The sequence below is a fragment of the Myxococcus sp. RHSTA-1-4 genome, from assembly GCF_020037125.1.
Classification (GTDB): Bacteria; Myxococcota; Myxococcia; order Myxococcales; family Myxococcaceae; genus Myxococcus.
Genome location: NZ_JAIQDG010000002.1, coordinates 33781 through 57041, shown reverse-complemented (window position 1 = coordinate 57041; position 23261 = coordinate 33781). Strand labels below are relative to the sequence as shown.

Sequence of the window (23261 nt, the reverse complement as noted above, 5' to 3'; positions counted from 1 at the left end):
GGAGCCTCCGTCCTGGCGCGGGAGACCCCACCGCGCGAAAGCGCGAAACGCTACTTTCAGGCAAGACCGGAAATAAATGACTCCATCCATCCCCGCCGACGTCATACGCCCCCCCCCCCGGGCCCGCGGCGGCGCCGACAGAAGCCCGAACAGAGCGCGAGTCACGCATCGGCTCCGGGGCACCTTCATGTCGGAGGAGGAAGTCCCGGCCAGGGCCTGGAGGGACTCAAAGACGACACCCGCCCGCCGCGGCCCGAGACAACGGGCGCGGTGGCGGGTAGAAGGCCGCCCGTGGGAACGACCTACAAGCAGTCCGGAGTGGATATCGAGGCCGGCGACGCGTTCGTCGAGCGCATCAAGCCCTTTGCCGCGCGCACCATGCGCCCCGAGGTGGTGGCCGGGGTGGGTGGCTTCGGCGGCCTGTTCGCCCTGCCGCCCGGCAAGTACAAGGAGCCGGTGCTGGTGGCCGGCACGGACGGGGTGGGCACCAAGCTGAAGGTGGCCTTCTCCGCGGGGCGCCACGGCACGGTGGGCATCGACCTGGTCGCCATGTCGGTGAACGACATCCTCACCTGCGGCGCCGAGCCCCTGTTCTTCCTCGACTACTTCGCCACCGGACGCCTGGAGGTGGACGCGGCGGCCGAGGTGGTCAAGGGCATCGCCCTGGGCTGCGAGCAGTCCGGCTGCGCGCTGCTGGGCGGCGAGACGGCGGAGATGCCGGGCTTCTACGCACGGGGCGAGTACGACCTGGCGGGCTTCTGCGTGGGCGTGGTGGAGCGCTCGGCCATCATCGACGGCAAGAGCGTGAAGCCCGGTGATGCGCTCATCGGCCTGCCCTCCTCCGGCCTGCACAGCAACGGCTACTCGCTGGCGCGCAAGGTGCTGCTGGACGACGCGAAGCTGCCGCTGGACTCCACGCCGGAAGGGCTGGGCCGGCCGCTCGGGGACGCGCTGCTGGAGCCCACGCGCATCTACGTGAAGGACGTGCTGGCGCTGCTCCAGTCGGTGAAGGTGAAGGGCATGGCCCACATCACCGGCAGCGGCATTCCGGGCAACCTGCCCCGGTGCCTCCCGGAAGGCACGCGCGCGGTGCTGAGCGAGAAGACGTGGACGAAGCCGCCCATCTTCGACCTCATCGCGAAGCGGGGGAACGTGGCCCGGGACGAGATGTTCAACACGTTCAACATGGGCCTGGGCCTCGTCCTCGTGGTGGCGAAGGAGGACGTGGCGGCGGCGCTGGGCGTGCTGCGCGGGCGCGGCATCCAGGCGTCCGAGGTCGGCCGCGTGGAGGCGGGCCAGGGCGAGGCCACGGCGGTCATCGAGCCATGAGCGGCCAGCGGGCGCGGCTGGGAGTGCTGGTCTCCGGAAGCGGGAGCAACCTGCAGGCGCTGCTGGACGCGTCCGCGCGGGAGGACTTCCCGGCCGAGGTCGCCTGCGTGGTGTCCAACGTGCCCACGGCCTTCGCCCTGGAGCGCGCGCGCAAGGCGGGCGTACCCACGGTGGTGGTGGACCACAAGGCGTACGCGTCCAAGGCGGACTTCGAGAAGGCGCTGCTGGACGCGCTGCACGCGGCGCGCGTGGAGTGGGTGTGCCTGGCGGGGTTCATGCGCCTGTTGAGCGCGGACTTCCTGGGGCACTACGCGGGGCGGGTGCTGAACATCCACCCGTCGCTGCTGCCGTCCTTCCCGGGGCTCCATGCGCAGCGGCAGGCGCTGGAGCGCGGGGTGAAGGTCGCCGGGTGCACGGTGCACTTCGTGGACGCGGGCACGGACACGGGCCCCATCATCGCGCAGGCCGCCGTGCCGGTGCTGCCGGACGACGACGAGAAGAGCCTGAGCGCGCGCATCCTCACGGAGGAGCACCGGCTCTACCCGCTGGCCGTGCGGCTGGCGGTGACGGGCAAGGTGGCGCTGGACGGGACTCGGACGCGCGTGGACGCGCAGGCGACGGTGGGCGAATTGTCCCTGCGCAGCCCGGGGGCGCCGCGATGACGGTGGAGCTGGTGCTTCCGGAGCCCCCTTCCCGCGAGGAGCGCGTCGCGGCCCTGCGCGAGGCGCGGGTGGTGCTGGTGAGCGCGTGCCTGGTGGGCGAGGCGTGCCGGTTCGACGGGCGCTCCAAGCGCTCCGAGAAGGTGCTGGCGGCGCTGGAGGGGAAGGAAGTCGTGCCGATGTGCCCGGAGGTGGGCTCGGGCCTGCCGGTGCCGCGGCCTCCCGTGGAGATGAGCGGCGGCACGGGCGTGGACGTGTGGGCGGGCCGGGCGCGGGCGCTGGAGCGCGAGGGCGGCGTGGACCGGACGGAGGCCTTCCTCCGGGGCGCGAGGCTGGCGCTGGAGGCGGCGCGGAAGTTCGGCGCGACGGTGGCCCTGCTCAAGGAGAAGAGTCCTTCCTGCGGGACCCAGCGCGTGTACGAGGCCGGGAAGCTGCGGACCGGCGAGGGCATCACCGCCGCCCTGCTGCGCTCGGAGGGAATCACCGTCCTCAGTGACGAGGACCTGTAGTCCCCGCCCCCGCCGGGAGCCGCTCAGCGCGACTCCGGCAGCTCCAGCGCGTCCCCGCCGAGCGGCACGAAGCACGCCTCCACGTCCGCGTCCGCGACGTCGGACAGCGTGGCAGGGTGCCAGCGCGGCTTGTTGTCCTTGTCCACCAGCACCGCGCGGATGCCCTCGCGGAAGTCCGCGCGCGCCGTCATCGCCTGGCTCAGCCGGTACTCCACGCCCACCATCTCGTCGTAGTCGCGCGTCCGCCCCATACGGAGCTGGTGCAGCGACACCTTGAGGCTCATGGGGCACATGCGCATCAGCGTGGCCCACGTCTCCTGGGCCCACGCCGTGCCCTCCATTTCCAGCGCCTGGAGGATGTCGTCCACCCGCTCCGCCGCGAAGCACCGGTCGATGGCCGGGTGCTGCACCGCCAGCGTCGACGTCCCCGCGTCCGCGTGGAAGCCCGCGAGCACCCGCTCCACCACCGCCTTCGCGGCGCCACGCCCCCACTCCGCCCCGGCCAGCGCCTCCAGCACCGCGTCCAGCCGCGCCGACTCCACGTGGTGCGTGGCGTACCCGAGCCACAGCGCGTCCGCCGCGCCGCACCTCGCGCCCGTCAGCCCCAGGTACGTGCCCGACTCGCCCGGGAAGCGCGGCAGGAACCAGCCTCCGCCCACGTCGGGGAACAGGCCAATCGCCGTCTCCGGCATCGCCAGGACCAGCTTCTCGGTGACGACGCGGTACGCCCCGTGGATGGACAGCCCCAGCCCGCCGCCCATGCACACCCCGTCCACCAGCGCGATGAAGGGCTTGGGGAAGTGGTGGATGCGGTGGTTGAGCGCGTACTCGGCGCGGAAGAACTCGCGGGACAGCCGCTCCCGCGCTCCGCCCGTCGCCGCGCCCAGCGAGGCGGCGACCGCGCGCACGTCGCCTCCCGCGCAGAAGGCCCGGCCGCCCGCGCCCCGGATGACCACCGCCTTCACGGCCGGGTCCGCCGCCCAGGCGTCGAGCTGGGGGTGCAGCCTCCGGCACATCCCCAGGTCCAGGGCGTTCAACGCCTTCGGACGGTTCAGCGTCACCACGCCCACCGCCCCCCGCGTCTCCAGCAGCACGTCATCACTCATGCTCGGAGGGGATATCAGGCAGGCGGCCTCCATGCGCGGATTCCGTGAGCCACTCCGTTCGTGGACGCGCTATGGGGGCGCCATGACCTCTTCCATGGCTCCCCTGCGCGCCGTCGTCTTCGACATGGACGGGACGCTCGTCGACAACATGGGCTTCCACAATGAAGCCTGGGTGGCACTCGCCCGGAAGCTCGGGCTGTCGCTGACGGCCGAGGACTTCCAGACGCGGTTCGCCGGCAGGAAGAACGAGGAAATCCTCCCCGTGCTGCTCGGCCGCGCCCTCTCCCATGAGGAGCTGGCCCGGCTCGCCGAGGAGAAGGAGTCCCACTACCGGACCCTGTACCGGCCCCACCTGAAGCTCCACCACGGGGCCGAGGCGTTCATCACCCGCCTGCGTGAGGCCCGCGTCTCCGTGGCTGTCGCCACCGCCGCGCCCCAGGGGAACCGTGAGCTGGTGCTGGACGGGCTCGGCATCCGCTCCCTCTTCCATCGCGTGGTCGGCGCCGAGGAGGTGACGCGGGGCAAGCCGGCGCCCGACATCTTCCTGGCCGCCGCGAAGGCCCTGGGCGTGGAGCCCTCCGCGTGCCTCGCCTTCGAGGACGCCATCCTCGGCGTCATCTCCGCGCGAGAGGCGGGCATGTCCGTGGTGGGCATCACCACCGGGGCTTCCGCCGAGCAGCTCCGCGATGCCGGCGCCCAGTGGATTCTCCCGGACTTCACCGCGCTGCCCCCGGAGCTGGAGTCCCGCCTCTTCGCCATGGCGGCCTGATTCAGGACCCGGCTTGCTTCAGGCACGGGCCTCGCCGGGATGGGCGAGGCGTGGAACGGAACGTCCATTCCACCGGAAGCCGCCCCGGAGGAGGACCGCGTTCGCTCCGGGCGCCGGGCGCCCCAGAAAAGGTGAGGCAGTGGAACGGAACGTCCATTCCACCGGAAGCCGCCCCGGAGGAGGACCGAGTTCGCTCCAGGCGCGGGGCGCCCCAGAAAAGGCGAGGCGGCGGAACGGAATGTCCATTCCACCGGAAGCCGCTCCGGGAGGACCGCGTACGACCCATGCACGGGCCTCGCCGGGATGGGCGAGGCAGTGGAACGGAACGTCCATTCCACCGTCAGCCGTCCACGGGGCCGGTGAAGAGGCATGCGGGGCCGCCATCATTGCTCGCGTCGGCGGGGACCTGTCACTCTCCCGGAAGCCGTTCACGCCCACGCTGAAGGCAGATGCCCATGTCCTGGCCGCGGAAGCTCCTGGAGTCCCCGAAGAAGGCGGCGCTCATCGCGCTCACCGTGGCCGCGAGCGCCGGTGGCATCCTCATCGGAAGCCGGATGCCGGTGCGGGGCGAGGACATCATCGCACTCGAGTTCGTCTGGACGCCCGAACGAGCCCTGTCACTCCTCGAAGCCTGGGGCCCGGAGAAGCAGGAGGCCGCCCGGTATTCGGTGTGGGTCGACTTCCCGTTCATCATCGCCTACGCGACGCTCCTGATGGGGCTGGTGGTGCTCGGGGCGCGCGGCACTCGCGGCTGGCTGCAGCGGCTCGGGCTCGGCCTCGCGCCCGCGCCCTGGCTGGCGGGCCTGTTCGATGTCGTCGAGAACGCGGCCCTGCTGCGCATCCTGGAGACCCCCGCCGTGCGCCCTGGCGCGTTCCTGACCGGGCTCGCGGGCGCCTGCGCCACGGTGAAGTTCGCCCTCGTCATCGCGTGCGCGGTCTACATCATCGTAGCGGGGAGCGACTGGCTCGTGGGCCGTATCCGGGGCCGGTAAGGGCCCCTCCTCCGAGCCCCGGCCGGCGGGCCCACGGGCCCCGGGTCCGGCCGCACCAGTGGGGGCCATCCCTCCGCGCACACCCGGCCCATGCGCCAAAAGGGCGCCAGCGGCGAGGACGTTGTGTAGTGTTGCGCGCCCATGGCGACGTCCACAGCCAAACTCAAGGTTCCCTCGGGCCCGTCCCGGCACGTGTATGACGTCATCGTGCTCGGCAGTCAGCTGGGTGGCGCGCTCGCCGCCGCGCTGCTGGCGAAGCGCAACCACCGCGTCCTGCTGGTGGAGCACGACGGCATGGGCCACGGCTACGAGCACGGGGGCTACGTCCTCCCCTACGCCCCCTTCGTGGCGCCCCCGCTCAAGACGATGCCCACCGTGGAGGAGGCCCTCACCGAGCTGGGCCTCACCGCCAGCGTGCAGCGCGCGCTCCGGCCCCACGTCCCGGACCTGCAGCTCCTGCTCCCCAAGAGCCGCATGGACCTGCACGCCGACGCCGCCCGCCGCAAGGCCGAGGTGACACGCGAGCTGGGCGAGGAGGGCGAGGCGCTCCTGGGCGGCCTGGCCGGCGCCACCGCCCAGCACGAGGCCACCGACGCCTTCTTCAAGGCCGCCCCGCCCCTGCCCCCGGACGGCTTCTTCGAGGGCTGGGGCCTGAAGAAGCTCATCAAGGCCCACCCCGGCCTGGAGGCCACGCCCCGGCTGGCCGGGGACTCCGCCCCCGTGAAGCTGCTCCGCGGCCTGCTGCCCTTCATCAGCCACCTGGAGAACCCCGAGTCCCCGCTGGCGCAGACGCGGCCCCTCTCCCAGGTGCTGTCCTCCCCCTCCTGCTTCTCCGGCGGGCGCGAGGGCCTGCGCGAGATGCTCTCCCGGCGCGTGGTGGAGCTGGGCGGGGACGTCCTCGGCCGCGACAGCCCGTCCGGCTCCATCGTCGAGGAGCTCACCTTCGACGGCAGCAAGTTCGCGGGCATGAAGCTGCTGCGCTCGGATACCGTGTACCGCGCGGCGTGCCTCGTGGCCGCCACGGACGCGGGCGCGCTGCGGCGGCTGGTGACGGACAAGAAGCACAACCGCGGCCTGATGGAGCACCTGGACCAGTCCTCCACGAAGTCGCTCCTCTTCACCGTGAACTGGGTGGTGCCGGAGTCGGCCCTGCCGCGCGGCCTGGGCGAGCTGGCCCTGGTCGACACCGGCGACCCCGAGCTGAGCCCACTGCTCGTGCAGGTCCACCTGGCGCACACCGCCCCCGGGCCCGGCGGCAAGGAAGGCAAGGAGGCGGAGGGCGTGCGCGTGGTGTGCGCCGGCGTCTTCGTCCCGGCCTCCTACCGCGACCTGGGCGAGGAGCACCTGCAAGGCGTGGCCGCGCGCATCGACGAGCACCTGGACGCGCTGATGCCCTTCACCGCGCAGCACCGGCTGCTGCGCTCCGCGCCCTACCTGGACGCCGGTGGCGTGCGGGGCAGCCGGCTGATGCCGCACCCCCTCTACAGCTTCGAGTCGGAAGCCTTCCTGGGCGTCACGGGTTTGCCCCAGCGAACCCCGGCGAAGAACATCCTCCTCGCCAGCCGGGAGGTCCTTCCCGGCCTGGGCCTGGAGGGCGAGCTGATCGCCGGAATCCGGGCCGCCCGGATGGTGCAGGACATGTTGAAGAAGAAGGATCCGCTCAAGGGCTGATCCTGACCCGACGAAAGGCTGGATTTCCAGGCCGGGATCTGGCAGGTTCCGCCGCTCTTTTCATCGGCAGGCGTCCGACGCCCCAGTTTTCAAGGAGTTAGAGGTCATGGCGTGGAAGTGCGACATCTGTGGCAAGCGTCCGCTGGTCGGTAACAACGTCAGCCACGCGAACAACAAGACCAAGAAGCGGACCCTCCCCAATCTCCAGAAGATCCGGGCGAGCGTCGAGGGCAGCACCCAGCGCGTGCTGGCGTGCACCCGCTGCATCAAGGCCGGCAAGGTGACCAAGGCCGCCTAGGCCCGGACACTCGAGGGTGGGCACGTCTCGCGCCTCACCGCCGGCACTGCCCCCCACCGAGCGGCTTCATCCCCGCGCGGACGAACTGGATCTGCTTTCCATCCGGTCCGTCGTCCGCCGGCTGCATGACGAAGACCTGGCCGCCGTCCGTGCGGTTCGTGCCTCGCTTCCCGCCATCGCGGAGGCGGCGCGGGCCGTGGCGGACGCATTGCGGGCAGGCGGTCGGCTCCTCTACGTCGGGGCCGGCACCAGCGGGCGGCTCGGCGTGCTCGACGCGAGCGAGTGCCCGCCCACCTTCGGAGTCCCTCCTTCCCGGGTCCAGGCCGCCATCGCCGGTGGACGCCGGGCGCTGACGCGTGCCGTGGAGGGCGCCGAGGACGACCTCGAAGCCGGAATCACCGCGGTGCGCGCCTTCAAGGCGGGCCCGGAGGACGTGGTGTGCGGCATCTCCGCGAGCGCCTCCACGCCGTACGTCCTGGGCGCGCTGCGCGAGGCGAAGCGGCGGGGCGCGCACACGGTGCTGGTGTGCTGCAACCCTCCGGGCGCGAAGTCCGTCGCCGACACGGTGGTGCTGGCGCGCACGGGCCCGGAGTTGGTGGCCGGCTCCACGCGGCTGAAGGCCGGCACCGCGACGAAGCTCATCCTCAACGCCATGACGACGGCCGCCTTCGTGTCCCTGGGCAAGGTGTACCGGGGGCGCATGGTGGACGTGCGCCCGGCCAACGCGAAGCTGCGGGCCCGCGCGGCGCGCATGGTGGCGGAGTTGACGGAGCTGCCCGCTGGTGACGCGTCGCGGCTGCTGGAGGCCGCGGGCGGCGAGGTGAAGCTGGCGCTGGCCATGCACTTCACCGGGCTGGACGCGAAGGAGGCCCGGAAACGCCTCCAGGCGAAGGGCCTGCGTGCCCTCTCGCCCTCCCGACGGCGGGGCACCCGTCGCCGCCGTCCGGGTGCCCCCCGGTAGGGAGCGGAGCGTGGGCCCCGGGCCTTACACTCCCGGTATGCGCCTGCCGCCTCCCATTCCGGACCCTCGCCCGCCTCGCCTGTGCGTGGGCCTGCTGTCCGGCACCAGCGTGGACGCCGTGGAGGCCGCCCTGTGCGAGGTGACGGGGACGGGCGACACCGTGCGCCTGAAGCTGCTGGCCCATGTGTCGGTGCCCTTCCCTCGCGAGCTGGTGGCGCGGGTGCTGGGGCCGCAGGACGCGGGCTCTCTGAGCCGGCTCGACTTCGAGCTGGGTGAGCACTTCGCGGACGCGGCCCTCCGGGTCATGGAGCGGGCCGGGGTGTCTCCGGAGCAGGTGGCCGCCATCGGCTCGCATGGACAGACCATGGCCCACGTGCCCCCGGGCGCGGACACGACACCGTCCACCCTGCAGATTGGCGAGCCCTCCATCATCGCCGAGCGCACCGGCGTCCCCGTCGTCAGCGACTTCCGCACCCGGGACATGGCCGCCGGAGGCCATGGCGCGCCGCTGGTGCCCTACCTGGACTGGGCCGTGTTCCGTGGCGCGCAGCCCCGCGCCCTCCTCAACATCGGCGGCATCGGCAACGTGAGCGCCGTCAGCGCGCGGCTCGAGGACACGCTCGCCTTCGACACCGGGCCCGGCAACATGGTCATGGACGGGCTGGCCCGGCGCGTCACGCAGGGGCGGCTCGCGTGTGATTTGGACGGCACGCTGTCCCGGCGGGGACAGGTGATTCCGGAGCTGCTGGCGGAGCTGCTGGCGCACCCCTTCCTGGCCCTGCCGCCGCCCCGGAGCGCCGGGCGGGAGAGCTTCGGCGAGGTGCTGGTGGACCGGCTGTGGGCGCGGTACGCGGAGCGGCCCCACGACCTGGTCGCCACGGCGCTGGAGCTCACGGTGGAGAGCATCGCGCGGGCGTATGAAACCTGGCTGGTACCGCGCTTTCCCCGGATGGAGGGGATGTATGCCTCGGGGGGAGGGACTCGGAATCCAGCGTTGATGGAACGGCTGCGTGCCCGGCTGGCGCCCCTCCCGGTGCACACCCTGGATGCGCTGGGTTTCCCGGAAGGCGCGAAGGAGGCCGCCCTCTTCGCCCTCCTGGCGGCCGAGCATCTGGTGGGGACTCCGGCGAATGTTCCGTCGGCAACTGGCGCGAGGAGGCGAGTCGTTCTAGGTAAGCTGACACCGTGAGCAGCGTGAACCTGATGGCCCGCGAGGTGGCCGCGAAGATTGTCTTCTACGGGCCCGGCCTGTCGGGGAAGACGACGACCCTGCGGAAGATCTACGAGACGGTGCGCCCCGCGCACCGCGGCGAGATGATGTCCATCGCCACCGAGGGCGACCGGACGCTCTTCTTCGACTTCCTGCCGGTGAAGGTGGAGCGCGTGGGCGACTGCTCGGTGCGGCTCGCGCTGTACACCGTGCCCGGCCAGGTCTTCTACAACGCCACCCGCAAGCTGGTGCTCCAGGGCGCCGACGGCGTGGTGTTCGTGGCGGACTCGCAGCCGGAGGCCATGGACGCCAACCGCGAGTCCCTGGCGAACCTGGAGGAGAACCTCTTCGAGCACGGCATCCGGCTGGACCGCTTCCCGCTGGTGATGCAGTGGAACAAGCGCGACCTGGACAGCGTGCTGCCGGTGGAGGTGCTCCGCAAGGAGCTCAACCCGCGCGGCGTGCCCGAGTTCGAGACGGCGGCCACCAACGGGCGCGGGGTGCTGGACACGCTGAAGGCGATTACCCGGCTGGTCATCAAGGACCTGCGCGCCAAGCGCATCGTGCCGCCGCCGCGCCCCACGACTCCGGGGGCGGGCGCGCAGCCCGCGGGCCTGGAGGCGCAGCTCACCCAGCACCTGCAGAACCGGCAGCAGCCGCCCCCGGGGCCACAGGTGTCCTTCGGTGGAGGCCCTGCCCCCGCCCTCGCGACGGCGCCAGTGCCGCGCGTGGCGCCCGTGGCCGTGGTGCCCCAGCCTCGCGTGGAGGTGTCCCCCGTCTCCGCGACGCAGACCGGCCCGAAGCTGCTGGGCGCGGCGAGCGCGCTGGCCTCGGGCGACATGTTCGACCACGCGCGGGCCGCCGAGGCCGCGTTCATGTCCGGTGAGTACGCGACGTGTGTCACCGCGTGCACGGACGCCATCCGCCGCGCGCTGGCCTTCGCCGGTGAGGGCTCGCTGGCGCAGCAGGCCTACCTGCTCCGTGTCGACGGCGCGGACCTGCTCCGGTTCCAGGGCCTGGCCACGCAGCAGCACATCCGCGTGGATGACGCCGCGTTCGCCCTCTACGTGCTGATGCAGGTCTTCGTCCGGCTCAACGCGGTGGGGCTGCCCAACGCGGAGTAGCCGCGCCGCGCTGGAGGCTCAGCGCGGATACGTGAGCTGCAGCAGCCCCATCCGCTGCAGCTTCGCCAGCGTCTTCAGCGTCTCCAGCTCCCGCGCGGGGCTGGCCAGCACCAGCGTGGACACGTCCCACGTGCCACTGACGAGTCCCGCAATCTGCCGCTCCTCCGGCTTGAGCAGCGCCAGGCCCTGCGGGTCATGCACCATGTGGGGAATCAACAGCGGGGGCATCTCCGAGTAGAGCGCCGCCACGTGCTCGCGCTGCACCAGCCGGGCGAACTCGCGCACGCGCCGGTCCGCGGGGTCGCTGGCCAGCAGGGACGCGCAGACGATGCCCGCCGCGTCGAACTGGCCCTCGCGCATCAGCACCGCGCCCTTCTCCAGCATCTCCGCCACCGGGTCCGCCTCCACCTGCGGCGCCCCCTCCACCTCCACCAGCTTCGCCCTCAGCAGCTCATACACCCGCCGCGTCACCGACGAGCGCGATACCCCCATCGACAGCCGCAGCCGCCCCAGGTTCTGCGGCGACGTGCACAGCGTCAGGATGATTCGGTGCATCAGCGGCTGGCTCGGGCTCGCCGGAGCCAGCGCGCGCACGCTCAAGGCATCAATCGGCAGCGCCTTGTCCACGTCGGGCTGCTCATCCACCCAGCGCAGCGACTCGAAGAGCAACTCGCGGATGCTCATGTCCGACGGCACCCAGTCCTCGCCCGAGCGGTCCGCGTCCTCCGTCCAGTGGAACGTCCCCCGCGCGGCGATGGTCAGGTCCGTCATCGCGGCGAACAACTCCTCGCGCCCCAAATCCCGGACCCACCGCGACTGCACGCCATGCGAGTCGAACGCCGCGTCCACGTCCGGCGTGCGCGACAGCTCGTCGAAGGCCGCCAGCACCTTCGTCCCCGACGCCAGCTTCGCCAGCGTCAGGAGCCGCGCCACCCTGCCCCGCAGCCCCTCCGACGCCGTGGCGCCCACCTGTCCGGAGAGGACGAAGAGCTTCCGCTCGCCGGCCTCCCAGGAGAGCTGGAGCGTTCCCGTCTTGCGGGAGCTGTCCAACCATTGAAGGAACTCGGGAAGCGGGTAGCTGAAGAGGTCGCCGTGGAGGGCCATGCAGTCACATTCGAGGATACAGTCGCCAGCCGTGCGCGTCGCGGTCCTGTTCATCGACGGGGTGGGCATCGGCCGGAAGGACCCGGCCATCAATCCGCTTGCTCACCGGGAGCACCTGCTTTCCCGCTTCCAGGACGCCCCGAGCCCCCCGCTTCCGCACGGCGGCCTCTTCGTCCCCGTGGACACGACGTTCGGCGTCGCCGGCCGTCCCCAGTCCGCGTCCAACCAGACGGCCATCCTCACCGGTGAGCCCGCCCCCGCCCTGCTCGGCCGGCACGTCCTCGGCTACCCCAACGCGCCCCTGCGCGGGCTGATGGCGGACCGCTCCATCGTCCGCCGGCTCGCCGCCGCCGGCCGCACCGCCACCTTCGCCAACGCCTACCCCGCCCCGTACCTGGACGCCATGGGCGTGCCCCGCCGGGACAGCACCTCGCCCCCGGAGTTCACCCTCCCCGCCGAGGCGCGCCGCAAGGTGAAGCCCTCCGCCGCCAAGCTGGCCTTCACCGCCGGAGGTGTCCCCTTGCGGACGCTCGACGACGCGCGCGCCGGGGACGGCCTCACCCCCGACATCACCGGCGCCGCCGCCCGCGCCCACGGCCTGCCCGCCCCCTCGCGCACGCCCGAGGAGGCCGCCAGCGTCTTCTGGCACGTCGCCTCCGGCGCCGACTTCACCTACTTCGAGCACTACCTCGCGGACGAGGCCGGCCACGCGCAGGACCTCACCGCCGCCCTGTCCGCCCTGGACACCTTCGACGACTTCACCCGGGCCGTGGTGGCGGCCCGCCCATCGGACGCCAGGGTGCTCGTGTGTAGTGACCACGGCAATGTGGAGGACCTGTCCACGCGCGGCCACACCGTCCACCCCGTGCCCGTGCTCTACTTCGGACCGCCCTCGCCGGAGGTGGAGTCCTTCTCCACCGTGGCCGACGTGGGGCGCGCGGTGCTGCGCTGGCTCGGGGCGGTGTGAGACACGTGAAGCGGAACTGGAATCACAGGTTGGCGCTGCTGGCCCTGCTCTGGCTTTCCGGCTGCGCGCGCACGCTCAGCACCACCGTGCCCGCGTCGGCGGAGGCCCCTGCCCAGGCGGAGTCCGCCGACGGCACCCGCCAGCGCGCCCCCGTGGGCCCCCGCATCGACGTCGAGTACCGGGAGCGTGACGCCGCCGCCGCCACCCAGGTGAAGCTCGCCGTGGAGCGCGCCCTCCCGCGCCTGGCCCGCTGGGGCGCCTTCGACGACTCCGTCACCATCGTCATCCACCCCAACCACGCCGCCCTGGAGCGCGCCGCCAACCGCCCCGGCCACGACTTCCTCCGCGCCTGGGCCCGCTACGAGCAGATTGAGCTCCAGAGCCCCAGCACGTGGACGCTGCTCGGCGCCAGCCAGCCCCAGGTGGACGAGCTGCTGCTGCACGAGCTCACCCACAGCCTCATGTACCAGGTGGCCTCCGACAGGCTGGGCTGGACACGCAAGCGCATCCCCCTCTGGTTCCGCGAGGGCATGGCCTCCTACACCGCCGAGCAGGGCTACCGCGTCGCCAGCCTGGAGGACCTCGCGCGCTTCTGGCGCACCCAGCCCACCGCCGACCCGCTGTCCCAGGCGGAGGCCCTCTACCAGGGCAGGAGCGACATCGTTTACGGCGCCGCCCACCACGCCTTCACCTTCCTGGTGCGCCGCTATGGCGAGGCCGCCGTCCGCAACCTCCTCCACGCCATGAGCCGCGGCCCCGACTTCCCCGACGCCTTCGCCGAGGCGGTGGGCCTCCAGCATGACGCCTTCCTGGAGGACTTCCGCCGCTACGTGCGCCTGCGCGGCTTCAAGGGAGGACGGAAGCCCGGCCCTCAGCGCCCACGCCCGGACACGCCCGCCCCCACGGTTCCCGCCCCCACCGCCCCCTGACCTGCCGAGCTGTCGCCGGGTTGCGGTTTCCAGAACTGAACACTGGCTCCGCACCACAAACCGGTGGCATTATTCTCGCCTGATTGGAATCTGGAACGGCGACTGGGGCCGCCGGGGTCCGGACCCGAGGGGTAAGCGAATGGGCGACCATCAAGGCGCACGGCAGGAGCCGTCCGGCGAGGCCAAGGACTCGCGGACGCTGCTGGAGCGCCTCCAGCGCTCCGAGGAGGCCCTGGAGCGGCTGTGCTCGGCGGGTGCCCCGGGCGTCGCGGAGGGCGCTCACGCGGCGCTGCGGCAGGAGGTCTCCGCGCTGCGGCAGATGCGCGGCGAGCTGAAGCTGCTGCTGGAGCGGGGGGAGCTCATCGCGGAGACGGCCCACCGGCTGCTCAACCTGCCCCCGGACGAGATGGAGTCGGGCATCCGGGCCGCGCTCGCGCTGCTCGGCGCGCACGTGCGCGCGCAGCGCTGCTACGTGGGCCTGCTGTCCGACGACGGCACCCGGCTGGTGGACGCGTACGAGTGGTGCGCTCCGGGGACGGAGCCGCTCGGGCTGGAGGCCACCCGGGGCCGCTCCCTCGAGGCCTTCGCGTGGACGCTGAAGGAGTTCCAGGCGGGCCGGACGGTCACCGTCACGGACCCGTCCAAGCTTCCGCCCGAGGCCGCGGCGGAGCACCGGCTGGCCGCGGCGCGGCGGGTCCAGGCGTACGTCAACACGCCCCTGTCGCTCGGGGGCCGGCTTGCCGGGTGGATGGGCTTCGACGCGGTGGGCGAGGCCCGAAGCTGGACCCCGGAGGAGTTGCACCTGCTGGGGCTGACGGGCAGCGCGCTGGTGACCGCGCTGGAGCGCAAGCGGCGCGACACGGCGCTCCTCCACGAGAAGGAGCAGGAGCAGCGCGCGCGCTCGCTGGGAATCATCGCCGCGGGCCTGGCGCACGAAATCAACAACCCGCTCGCCTATACGACGGGGAACCTGGAGTACCTGAAGCAGCGGCTGCCCTGCCCCCAGGTGCCGGCGGGGCTGGAGGACGAGTGCCACCAGGTGCTGGACGAGGCCCTGGAGGGCGCCGTCCGCATCCGGCGCATCGTCGCGGACCTCGGGGCCTTCTCGCTCCAGGACAGCGAGGAGCTGGAGGCGGTGGACCTCGTCGCCGTCATCAACACCACCCTGCGCATGGCCGCCAACCAGCTCCGCCACCGCGCGCAGGTGGTGAGGGAGCAGGACGGGGACGTGCCGAAGGTGCGCGGCACCCGGACGAAGCTGGGCCAGGTGCTGCTCAACCTCGTGCTCAACGCGGCGCAGGCCATCCCCGAGGGGCGCTACTCCGAGAACCGCATCACCCTCCGCGTGCGCACCTCGGACGAGGGCGTGGTGCTGGCCCTCTCCGACACCGGCCGCGGCATTCCTCCGGAGGTGCTGCCTCGCATCTTCGACCCGTTCTTCACCACGCGCCGGGGGAGCGGCGGCACGGGCATGGGGCTGGCCATCTGCCGCGACATCATCACCGGGCTGGGCGGGAAGATTGCCGTGCGGAGCGAGCCCGGCCAGGGCACCACCGTGGAGGTGCACCTGCTCCGCGCCGAGCAGGCCGAGCCCGAGCCTCCGCCCCAGAAGCTGGCGCCCCCCTCCCGAGGGAAGCGGGTGCTGGCGGTGGACGACGAGCCCCGGGTGCTGGACATGCTGAAGCGGCTCCTGCGCGGGCACGAGCTGGTCACCGCCGGCAACGGCCGCGAGGCCCTGGAGCGGCTGCGCGCCGACACCACGTTCGACGTCATCCTCTGCGACCTGATGATGCCGGAGCTGACCGGCGTGGACGTGTACCACGCGGTGCGGGAGTCCTGGCCGGGGCTGCACGAGCGCATCGTCTTCATCACCGGCGGCGCCTTCACCCCGGAGACGCAGCGCTTCCTCCAGCAGGTGGGCAACCCGGTGCTCACCAAGCCCTTCGAGCCCGCCCACCTCCGCGAGCTGGTGACGTCCATCTCCGCGCGGCTGCCCAACTGAGCCGGGAGACTCAGGGGCCCACGGGCTCGGCGACCAGCTCCACGCGGCGGCTGCGCGCATGGCACTCGGGGGTGTGCTCCTCGCAGGGCGGGCGCGTGGCGGCCTCTGTCTCCAGGACGAGCCGCACGCTCTGCACTCCCAGCGACAGGAGGTACGCGGCCACCGACTGCGCGCGCCCCTGGCCCAGGGACGTGTTGACGGACTCCGGCCCGCTCGCGTCCGTGTGCCCCTCCAGGCGCACGCGCAGGCCCGGTTGCTGGAGCAGGCACGCCGCCGAGCGGCGCAGCACCGCTTCCGCCTCGGGGCTGAGCCGCGTGTCGGAGAAGGCGAAGAAGACCGGCGCCAGCTCACACGAGCCCACGGCCTCCGCCCGCGATGACGGTGGCGGCGTCCGGCGGCGGGCCTCCGCGAGCAGCTCGTCCATCAGCCGCGCGGCGGCGGCGTCCGCGAGCGGCGTGTTCTCCACCGGCCCGTATTCGATGCCCACCACGGCCTCCTGCGGCTGGCCCGTGAGCAGGAAGGCCGGGCGCTGCTGCCACTGCACGGTGACGCCCTGGCGCTCGTAGCCGGTGGAGGTAATCCGCACCGTGTCGCCCGGCCGCGCGGCCAGGGTGACGCGGCCCCGCATCACGAAGCGGTAGCCCTCCACGTACGAGAAGACCCGCGAGCGCCCCTCGTACACCACGCGCACGTCGAGCTGGCGAAGTCCCGGGGGCAGCGGGTGCCGCCCACCGTCCGGCTGCGTCGCCAGCGGCGTGCCGTCCAGCAGGTACTCCACCGAGCGCAGCTCGTAGCTCCCGGCCGTCGCGAGCCGGTCCTCATGGCGCAGCTCCAGCCACGTCCCGGCCGAGGGCGTGGCCTGGGCGCTCGCGGCGGAGGCCACGGCCAGGGCGAGTAATGAGAGGAGCGGGACGGAGCGCATCGTCGGCATGAGAATAGGCCATGGGGGGCACACACAAGTGCCCTCCGGCACAGGCGAGGCCCCCCGGGCGGAACGGGGGCTTGCACATGAAGCCCCCCGGGAGGCGCGAACGGCCACGCCCCCGTCGGGCTACGGCTTCGCCTGGACGGGAGGCTCCTGCTGGGCCGCGGGGCTGGAGAGGATGGGCGGGCGGTCCTTGCCCTCCACCGCGCGCTGCAGCTCGATTTCCTGGAGCAGCATCGCGGGGGCGATGGTGGACACCGGCACGTTGCCGCTCTCCGCGCCGCAGAAGCCGTTGAAGATGCCCGGCTTCTGCCCGGACGCCATGATGCGGTTCACCGCCGACAGCGGCGTGCCGACGATTTCCACGCCGCGCACCAGCGACTCCTGCCCCGTCTTCACGTCCACGCGGTACACCATGCGAGGCACGCCCTTGAAGGCCTGGTAGCCGTAGTTGGACGTGTTGGTGTTGCCGCCGGTGATGTCCCGGATGATGAGGCCGTACGGCTTGCCCTGCCGCTTCGCCTCCTGGATGAGCATCCGCTTCAGCTCCGCGTCGCTCACCGCCCGGGTGCTCTCCACCAGGAGGTTCGCCATGCGCGCCACCGGCTTGAGCGTCCCCTGGCTGCGGCCGTGCCCGTTGGACTGGAGGAACCCATCCACCGGCCTGCGGCCCAGCAGGTAGTTGCGCAGCACGCCCTTCTCCACCAGCGTCACCCGCTGGCCCTTCACGCCCTCCTCGTCGAAGAGGTAGTAGCCGTTGAGCGGCTCCCCGTTGAGCACCTTCAGCGACGGGTCGTCGTGGATGGTGATGAACGGCGGCAGCACCGGCCGTCCCACCTGCCCCTTGAACGTCTTGCCCTCGTTGTCACCGTCCTGCCGGTCTCCCTCCAGCCGGTGCCCCACGGCCTCGTGGAAGAGCACGCCGGAGGCCTCGGGCGCGAGGATGGCCGGGCCCGTGTACGGGTCGATGGCCGGCGCCGCGCGCAGCGCGAGCAACTCCTCGATGACCTTCGCCGCGGCCTCGCGCACCTTCGCGTCGTCCGGCAGCCCCGCCTCGGTGGGCGAATAGAAGTCCCGCGAGTCATCCAGGAGCTGCCCGTCCGGCGCCCGCGTCACCGCGGAGACGTGGAGCCCGTAGATGACGTCCTCGGTGACGAGGCGCGTGCCCTCCGTGGACACGAACAGCCGGGTCACCTTGTCCGAGGTGACGCGCACCTCCGAGTCGAACAACTCCGGGTGCGCGTTGAACTGGGCGGACACCTCGCGCGCCAGCTTCACCCAGCGCTCCCGGTTGAAGGGGGCCTGCACGGGCGGCTGCACGTGGGTGCTCGGCTTCTCCTTCGAGAAGGACGGCGGCCGCTTCGGGTCCTCCACCGAGTAGACGTCCTCGCCCTTCTTCTTCAGGTACTGGAAGAGCGCCGACTTGTACTTCTCGTCGGTGACGAGCCACAGCGCGGTGCGCAGCGCCAGGGGCGAGTCATCCAGCGGCGCTTCCTTGCGGGCGATGTAGCTGGTGCCCTTGGTGGAGAAGCTGAACTCGAAGCCCTCCGGCACGGAGCTGTCGAAGTCGTAGCTGCCCACCCGCACGTCGACGTACAGCTTCCGCTCGCGGTAGCCGTCGTCCATGAAGACGGCGCCATACCGTGCCGCCACGGCCTGCTGCTCGTAGTCCTTGAGCTGGTAGCTCATGAAGTACGGCGGCTCGTGGCTCTGCATCTTCAGTTGCTTCTGGTTGCGCGCCAGCTCGGTTGCCATGGCGTCGAGCAGCTTGACGCGGGCATCCGGCGCGGGCGCCGCCGCCATCAGCACGGCCGAGGCCGCCAGCAGTGGGAATACGGGACGGAGGAGGGTTCTCACCCCGCCACTGTATCCGACCCATGACGCAAGACGAGCAGGTCCTCGCCTCCGGACGCCCCTCCCGGCATCCAGAGACGAGGACCCTTGCCCGGAGGGTCGGTATCCGGGCAACTCCCTGGCTCGTCAGGCTCGAATCAGGCCTTGGTCACCTTCTCACGGCCCTTGCTGACGTTCCTGGTGGCGTTGCGCGTGTCGACGATGACCCGCGACTTCGCCACCACCATGCCGTAGTCGATGTTGCTGTGGTCCGTGAGGATGAGCACGGCGTCGTACTGGCCGAGCGTCTCCGCGTTCAGCGGCACCGACCTCAGCTCCATGTTGAAGCCGTGGCCCTTGTGCAGCTCGGGCACGTACGGGTCGTGGTACTCGATGTCCGCGCCCTTCTCCTTCAGCAGCGTCATCACGCGCAGGGACGGGCTCTCGCGCATGTCGTCGATGTCCTTCTTGTAGGCCGCGCCGATGCAGAGGACCTTCGAGCCGTTGAGCGTCTTGCGCTGGCTGTTGAGGGCCTCCATGGTGCGCTGCACCACGTAGTAGGGCATCTGCCAGTTCACCTCGCCGGCCAGCTCGATGAACTTGGTGTGGAACTCGTACTCGCGCGCCTTCCACGTCAGGTAGAACGGGTCGATGGGGATGCAGTGCCCACCGAGGCCCGGGCCCGGGTAGAAGGGCATGAAGCCGAAGGGCTTGGTGCTCGCGGCCTGGATGACCTCCCACACGTCCACGTTCATGCGGTCGCAGAGCATCTTCATCTCGTTGACCATGGCGATGTTGACGCAGCGGAAGATGTTCTCCAGCAGCTTGGCCAGCTCCGCCACGCGGGTGGAGGACACCGGCACCACTTCCTTCAGCGCGCTGCCGTAGAGGGCGCAGGCCACCTCGGCGCACTCGGGCGAGTAGCCGCCGACGATCTTGGGAATCGTCTTGGTGTTGAAGCTCTTGTTGCCCGGGTCCTCGCGCTCGGGGCTGAAGGCCAGGTGGAAGTCCGAGCCCGCCTTGAGGCCGCTCTTCTCCAGCAGCGGCTTGAGCACCTCCTCGGTGGTGCCGGGGTAGGTGGTGGACTCGAGGATGAAGAGCTGGCCGCGGCGCACGTGCGGGCTGAGCGCCTCACCCGTCTGGACGATGTAGCTCATGTCCGGCTCACGCGAGGCCGTGAGCGGCGTGGGCACGCAGATGATGACGCAGTCCATGTCCCTCGCCTTCGCGAAGTCCGTGGTCGCCTTCAGCTTGCCGGCCTTGCTCAGCTGCGCCAGCGGCGCGCTGGGGATGTGCTTGATGTAGCTCTCGCCCTTCTCGATCTTGTCGATCTTCCGCTTGTCGATGTCGAGCCCCATCACCGGGAAGCCCGCCTCCGCGAAGGCCATGCCCAGCGGAAGACCGACGTAGCCAAGCCCCACTACGCCCACCTTCGCGTCCCGCTTCTTGATGCGGTCCAGCAGCGGGCTGCTCACCATCACCCTCATCGTCATCACCTCTCATGAAGCGACGTGCCGCCGAAGACGGTCACGCCCCGACCCGACTTCAACTTCAACTGAAGACAACCACCCACCTCAGCGACACCGGCGGCGCCACCTGCCCCCGGAACTCCACCGCCAGCGACGGCGCCACGCGCCCGTACCCAGGCGAAAACCTCGAAGGCGCCAGCTTCAGCGCCAGTCCCTTCTCCACCACCAACCACGCGAGCGGCGCCCCCTCCGGGCCCAGCTCCGCCGCGAGCGGTTCGAACTCCACCGGCCCCTCCGCCGCTCGCGCCGCGCGGGCCAGCACCCGCGCGTCCGGCGCCACCAGACGCGCCGCCTCGTCCGGCAGGTGGAACCGGCCCACCACGGCGTGCCGGCCCATGCCGATGAACCTGTCGCGCCCCGCCAGCGCGCGCTCATGCCGGTCCAACCGGAACGTGCGCTCGATGCCCACCGGCGCCGGCAACATGCGGTAGCCGTCGTGGCGGACCAGCAGCCTGTCCACGGTGCCCCCGGGGAGGAACGCCACCACCCGCGCGCGGGCCTCCTCCGGCAGCGCGAACAGCCGCGCCGGATCCAGGCTCGCCTGCTCCGCGCCGTCCACCTGCACCGTGTTGTGCGCCGCCGTGCCGCGGAACCAGTTCCGCGTGGCCGGGTCCCGCGTGTACGTACCCGTGCCTGGATCCACGATGACGGGGCGCCCGTCGAGGTGGAGCTCGAAAGAAAGTTTGTCGTTGTGGCTGTGCCCCCCGACTCCGCTCTGCCCCTGCTTGCCCGCGCTGACAGTGATAACGGCCCCCGCGCCGCGCAAGACGTGGAAGCCACCTTCCGGAAAACTTGCCGACACTGGCGCCGGTGCGGCGGGCAGCGCGCGGAAACGCTCCAGCCCCGCGCGGCCCAGCAGCCACGCCGCTTCGTCCGGAAGTTCACCCCCGCCCAGACCCGCGTCGCAGAAGAGCGCCGCGCCCAGCCCCACCAGGTAGCCGTGCGCGTTGTCCTCGCGCTCACGCAGCGGGAAGACACGGCCGGAGTCGTTGTCGCCAATCTGCGGCGCCAGGCCCTTCTCGGAGCACCACGCGCGCACCGCGTGGAACATGCGGCGCAGCCGCGACTCGTACGCCGCCCCCAGCGGCACGCCCGCGCCCCGCGCCACGACGTATGCGAGACCGAACAACTCCACCGCCAGCCGGTGGTACGGAATGGAGCCCTCGAAGGACGTGCCCTCGACGTGGACCTGCGCCTCCACCTGTTCGCGCAGGCCGCTCACCGCGAGCGCCACCTGCTGCGGCGCGCCCGGCAGCTCCGGGAAGAGCAGGCCCACCACCAGCAGGCCCACGTAGTTGGAGACGAGGTGATTGTTGGGCACCGCACCCCGGTCCTCCAGGTGCGCCTCCACCCACGCGGTGTGCTCGGCGAGCGCGCCCAGCACCGTCACCAGGAACTCCGGCCGCCGCACCTCGGGCGCGTCGGAGAACATCGCCAGCGCCTGCGCCACGTTGGCGGCGCGCAGGGCGATTTCCATGGGACACGTCCAGTGGACCCCCAGGCCCACGGGGTTGCCTTGCAGGAAGTCCAACACCTGCGCCACGAAGCCGGAGGCCAGCCGCGTGCGTTCCTCGCCTGACGCCGCCACCCAGTAGCCCTGCCCCAGCGCCACCGCGCTGTCGAGCCGGCCCATCACCCACGGGTACTTCGGGTCCTTCCCCGTCGAGTGGTGCGGCAGCCGCTCCACCGGCTCCAGGGGATAGCGGTGGCCGCTGATCGGCTCCAACGACCAGTCCACCGGACGGCCCTCGCCGAAGGCCACGCGCGTGCCGAAGAGGTCCCACTCCTGACGGAGCGCGGTGTGGGCGCGAGCGAGGGCCCGCTCCCGGGCGCCCGGAATGGCGGAGAGCGCCTCGAGCACCGAGGCCCGCTGGGACACCTCACACCAGATGCGAGAGCCGCGATGCCCGAGCGCCAGCTCCGCGAGCTCGGCCGCGCTCGTCGCGCCGAAGGCCTGGAGCAGCTGCACCTCGTCTGCGCGCTCACGCCGGCGGTACAGCGCCTGCCTGGCCACGCCCTGCACCCGCCGCACCGCGCTTCGCGCCAATCCTCCTGGAGCGAGCCGAGCGATCGCCGCGTAGTAGTCGAGAGTCCCCATCCGTCCCTTCCGCCACCCGTCGCGAGTGCTGTTAGCAATCGCCCGGCCAGTGGGTACTCCCGAGGAGTTGAAGGGGTTTGTGCGATCACCCCACCCACCCTCCCGGTAAAAAGTCGGGAGTGACGGGGTACGGCATGGGTAAAGGACTTCCGTCTGCCTCCCCCCCGATTCCCATGCTGGGCAGCGTTGCGCCGCGGGCAGTCCATGCCCATACCTTGGCGCGTGCGGGCGGGTGCTTGGAGTGGGCGGCGCATCGAGGACGACCTCGATGCAAGGGTGGAGAAGGTGCTCGCGGCGGTGGCCGAACGGGCGCTGCGGTGTGGCACGCGCGCGGGGCTGGACGCCCTGGTGCGCGAGGCCCAGCGGCTGACCGGCGCCTCCGGGGCGGCTCTCTATGATGGGCGCACGTGCGTGGCGCGGACGGGCCAGGGCGTGCTGGCGCGTCAGGCCGGCACGGCGGCGCGGCGGAACGTGCTGGTGGTGTGGCCGGAGCGGCCCGGAGCGTCGGATCAGGAAGTGCTCGCGCGGCTGGCCCTGTTCGGAAGCTCACTGATGGCGGCACACGCGCGCGAGGTGGACGCGGGGGCGCGGCAGGCACGCCTGCTGGAGGCGAAGCAGCGGCTGGAGCGGGTGGTGGCGCAGCAGGAGCGGCGGCGCTCCCGGGCGTCGCACGACCTGCGAACGCCGCTGATGGTGATGAAGGGCTACGTGGACATGATGATGAAGGGCACGGCGGGTCCGCTGACGCCGTCCATGCAGCGCTACCTGGACCGGATGCTACGGGTGGCGAACGACCAGGGCGCTCTCGTCGAGCGCCGGCTGGCGCGCGTGGTGGACGAGGGCGTGGAGGACCTGCGCCCGCTGCTGCGGAGCGCGTTCCCGCCAGCGGCGCGCAGCGGCCGTGTGCCGGACGTGACGATGACGCTCCCGGACCGGCCCGTGGCGGTGAGGGGACAGCGCGCCTCGATTGAGTTGCTGGTGCGCACGCTCGCGCGCGCCGTGCTGTCCACGGGCTCGGCGGTGGCCGTGCGCGTGGAGCCGGCGGAGGACCTGGGCATGTGGCGGCTGCGCGTGGAGTCGCGCGGAGGCAGGGCCCTAGCGCAGAAGACGGAGGCGGTGCTGCGGTACCTCGCCCAGCGGCTGCGCGGTGGACTGTCGCTGCCCACGGACGAGGGCGGCGGGCTGGTGGTGCACCTGCCCGCGGACGACACCGTGCCCGTGGCGCTGGAGCCCACCGACGGGTGAG

Annotated in this window: 20 protein-coding genes; 14 read left to right on the top strand and 6 right to left on the bottom strand. The window is 71.9% G+C overall.

Annotated features, from left to right (window positions below; genetic code table 11):
• The first annotated feature begins 291 nt into the window (after positions 1 to 291).
• From purM to K8638_RS03655, 3 genes are read left to right on the top strand one after another with little or no spacing between them, the layout of a single operon-like run.
• Positions 292 to 1329: a phosphoribosylformylglycinamidine cyclo-ligase gene (gene purM / locus K8638_RS03665; RefSeq protein ID WP_223752992.1), complete on the top strand. Its 1038-nt coding sequence runs from the start codon at positions 292 to 294 to the stop codon at positions 1327 to 1329.
• Positions 1326 to 1991: a phosphoribosylglycinamide formyltransferase gene (gene purN / locus K8638_RS03660; RefSeq protein ID WP_223752991.1), complete on the top strand. Its 666-nt coding sequence runs from the start codon at positions 1326 to 1328 to the stop codon at positions 1989 to 1991. The genes purM and purN overlap by 4 nt, the downstream gene beginning before the upstream one ends.
• On the top strand, positions 1988 to 2497 hold the full coding sequence (locus tag K8638_RS03655) for a DUF523 domain-containing protein (protein ID WP_223752990.1): 510 nt from the start codon (positions 1988 to 1990) through the stop codon (positions 2495 to 2497). The genes purN and K8638_RS03655 overlap by 4 nt, the downstream gene beginning before the upstream one ends.
• Before the next feature lie 23 nt (positions 2498 to 2520).
• Here K8638_RS03655 and K8638_RS03650 read toward each other — a convergent pair whose 3' ends face one another.
• Positions 2521 to 3603 (bottom strand): enoyl-CoA hydratase/isomerase family protein, encoded by a 1083-nt coding sequence (locus K8638_RS03650; RefSeq protein WP_223752989.1) that lies wholly within the window; start codon positions 3601 to 3603, stop codon positions 2521 to 2523.
• An 82-nt stretch (positions 3604 to 3685) separates the two neighbouring features.
• Here K8638_RS03650 and K8638_RS03645 point away from each other — a divergent pair, with 82 nt between their 5' ends.
• From K8638_RS03645 to K8638_RS03615, 7 genes are all read left to right on the top strand, one after another.
• A complete protein-coding gene (locus tag K8638_RS03645; protein WP_223752988.1) occupies positions 3686 to 4372 on the top strand; it encodes an HAD family phosphatase in 687 nt (228 codons plus the stop codon).
• A 455-nt stretch (positions 4373 to 4827) separates the two neighbouring features.
• Positions 4828 to 5364 (top strand): hypothetical protein, encoded by a 537-nt coding sequence (locus tag K8638_RS03640; protein WP_223752987.1) that lies wholly within the window; start codon positions 4828 to 4830, stop codon positions 5362 to 5364.
• A 141-nt stretch (positions 5365 to 5505) separates the two neighbouring features.
• Entirely contained in the window at positions 5506 to 7035 is a 1530-nt protein-coding gene (locus K8638_RS03635) for an NAD(P)-binding protein (RefSeq protein WP_223752986.1), read from the top strand.
• 106 nt (positions 7036 to 7141) lie between these two features.
• Entirely contained in the window at positions 7142 to 7333 is a 192-nt protein-coding gene (gene rpmB / locus K8638_RS03630) for a 50S ribosomal protein L28 (protein WP_169347799.1), read from the top strand.
• Between the two features lie 16 nt (positions 7334 to 7349).
• Positions 7350 to 8294 carry an N-acetylmuramic acid 6-phosphate etherase gene (murQ, locus tag K8638_RS03625; RefSeq protein ID WP_223752985.1) on the top strand — a complete coding sequence of 315 codons (945 nt, stop codon included), beginning with the start codon at positions 7350 to 7352 and terminating at the stop codon, positions 8292 to 8294.
• Between the two features lie 37 nt (positions 8295 to 8331).
• On the top strand, positions 8332 to 9483 hold the full coding sequence (locus tag K8638_RS03620) for an anhydro-N-acetylmuramic acid kinase (protein WP_223752984.1): 1152 nt from the start codon (positions 8332 to 8334) through the stop codon (positions 9481 to 9483).
• A complete protein-coding gene (locus K8638_RS03615; protein WP_223752983.1) occupies positions 9480 to 10628 on the top strand; it encodes a GTP-binding protein in 1149 nt (382 codons plus the stop codon). Before K8638_RS03620 ends, K8638_RS03615 begins: the two co-directional genes overlap by 4 nt.
• Positions 10629 to 10646: 18 nt before the next feature.
• Here K8638_RS03615 and K8638_RS03610 read toward each other — a convergent pair whose 3' ends face one another.
• A complete protein-coding gene (locus K8638_RS03610; RefSeq protein ID WP_223752982.1) occupies positions 10647 to 11732 on the bottom strand; it encodes a DUF4388 domain-containing protein in 1086 nt (361 codons plus the stop codon).
• A 31-nt stretch (positions 11733 to 11763) separates the two neighbouring features.
• Between K8638_RS03610 and K8638_RS03605 the strand changes: the two genes are divergently transcribed.
• The 3 genes from K8638_RS03605 (at position 11764) to K8638_RS03595 (ending at position 15630) form a co-directional block, all read left to right on the top strand.
• Positions 11764 to 12699, top strand: coding sequence for a metalloenzyme (locus K8638_RS03605; protein WP_223752981.1), 936 nt, complete (start codon positions 11764 to 11766; stop codon positions 12697 to 12699).
• 5 nt (positions 12700 to 12704) lie between these two features.
• Entirely contained in the window at positions 12705 to 13628 is a 924-nt protein-coding gene (locus K8638_RS03600) for a hypothetical protein (RefSeq protein WP_223752980.1), read from the top strand.
• Between the two features lie 139 nt (positions 13629 to 13767).
• Positions 13768 to 15630, top strand: a complete 1863-nt coding sequence (locus K8638_RS03595; protein WP_223752979.1) for a hybrid sensor histidine kinase/response regulator — start codon at positions 13768 to 13770, stop codon at positions 15628 to 15630.
• A 10-nt stretch (positions 15631 to 15640) separates the two neighbouring features.
• Here K8638_RS03595 and K8638_RS03590 read toward each other — a convergent pair whose 3' ends face one another.
• From K8638_RS03590 to K8638_RS03575, 4 genes are all read right to left on the bottom strand, one after another.
• Complete coding sequence (locus K8638_RS03590) at positions 15641 to 16561, bottom strand: OmpA family protein (RefSeq protein ID WP_223752978.1); 921 nt, start codon at positions 16559 to 16561, stop codon at positions 15641 to 15643.
• A gap of 120 nt (positions 16562 to 16681) precedes the next feature.
• A complete protein-coding gene (locus K8638_RS03585; protein ID WP_223753400.1) occupies positions 16682 to 18358 on the bottom strand; it encodes a TldD/PmbA family protein in 1677 nt (558 codons plus the stop codon).
• 188 nt (positions 18359 to 18546) lie between these two features.
• A complete protein-coding gene (locus K8638_RS03580; protein ID WP_225936985.1) occupies positions 18547 to 19875 on the bottom strand; it encodes a nucleotide sugar dehydrogenase in 1329 nt (442 codons plus the stop codon).
• A 64-nt stretch (positions 19876 to 19939) separates the two neighbouring features.
• Positions 19940 to 21931 carry an alginate lyase family protein gene (locus tag K8638_RS03575; RefSeq protein ID WP_223753398.1) on the bottom strand — a complete coding sequence of 664 codons (1992 nt, stop codon included), beginning with the start codon at positions 21929 to 21931 and terminating at the stop codon, positions 19940 to 19942.
• Positions 21932 to 22219: 288 nt separating this feature from the next.
• Between K8638_RS03575 and K8638_RS03570 the strand changes: the two genes are divergently transcribed.
• The gene (locus K8638_RS03570; RefSeq protein WP_223752977.1) at positions 22220 to 23260 is read left to right on the top strand and encodes a HAMP domain-containing sensor histidine kinase; all 1041 of its coding nucleotides are present in this window, start codon (positions 22220 to 22222) and stop codon (positions 23258 to 23260) included.
• The last annotated feature ends 1 nt before the right edge of the window (position 23261 follow it).

Excerpts from the sequence above, each read along its gene's own strand:
- purN (WP_223752991.1), top strand. The coding sequence starts at position 1,326 with ATGAGCGGCCAGCGGGCGCGGCTGGGAGTGCTGGTCTCCGGAAGCGGG.
- K8638_RS03655 (WP_223752990.1), top strand. The coding sequence starts at position 1,988 with ATGACGGTGGAGCTGGTGCTTCCGGAGCCCCCTTCCCGCGAGGAGCGC.
- K8638_RS03650 (WP_223752989.1), bottom strand. The coding sequence starts at position 3,603 with ATGAGTGATGACGTGCTGCTGGAGACGCGGGGGGCGGTGGGCGTGGTG.
- K8638_RS03645 (WP_223752988.1), top strand. The coding sequence starts at position 3,686 with ATGACCTCTTCCATGGCTCCCCTGCGCGCCGTCGTCTTCGACATGGAC.
- K8638_RS03640 (WP_223752987.1), top strand. The coding sequence starts at position 4,828 with ATGTCCTGGCCGCGGAAGCTCCTGGAGTCCCCGAAGAAGGCGGCGCTC.
- K8638_RS03635 (WP_223752986.1), top strand. The coding sequence starts at position 5,506 with ATGGCGACGTCCACAGCCAAACTCAAGGTTCCCTCGGGCCCGTCCCGG.
- rpmB (WP_169347799.1), top strand. The coding sequence starts at position 7,142 with ATGGCGTGGAAGTGCGACATCTGTGGCAAGCGTCCGCTGGTCGGTAAC.
- K8638_RS03620 (WP_223752984.1), top strand. The coding sequence starts at position 8,332 with ATGCGCCTGCCGCCTCCCATTCCGGACCCTCGCCCGCCTCGCCTGTGC.
- K8638_RS03610 (WP_223752982.1), bottom strand. The coding sequence starts at position 11,732 with ATGGCCCTCCACGGCGACCTCTTCAGCTACCCGCTTCCCGAGTTCCTT.
- K8638_RS03595 (WP_223752979.1), top strand. The coding sequence starts at position 13,768 with ATGGGCGACCATCAAGGCGCACGGCAGGAGCCGTCCGGCGAGGCCAAG.
- K8638_RS03590 (WP_223752978.1), bottom strand. The coding sequence starts at position 16,561 with ATGCCGACGATGCGCTCCGTCCCGCTCCTCTCATTACTCGCCCTGGCC.
- K8638_RS03585 (WP_223753400.1), bottom strand. The coding sequence starts at position 18,358 with ATGGCGGCGGCGCCCGCGCCGGATGCCCGCGTCAAGCTGCTCGACGCC.
- K8638_RS03580 (WP_225936985.1), bottom strand. The coding sequence starts at position 19,875 with ATGAGGGTGATGGTGAGCAGCCCGCTGCTGGACCGCATCAAGAAGCGG.
- K8638_RS03570 (WP_223752977.1), top strand. The coding sequence starts at position 22,220 with ATGCCCATACCTTGGCGCGTGCGGGCGGGTGCTTGGAGTGGGCGGCGC.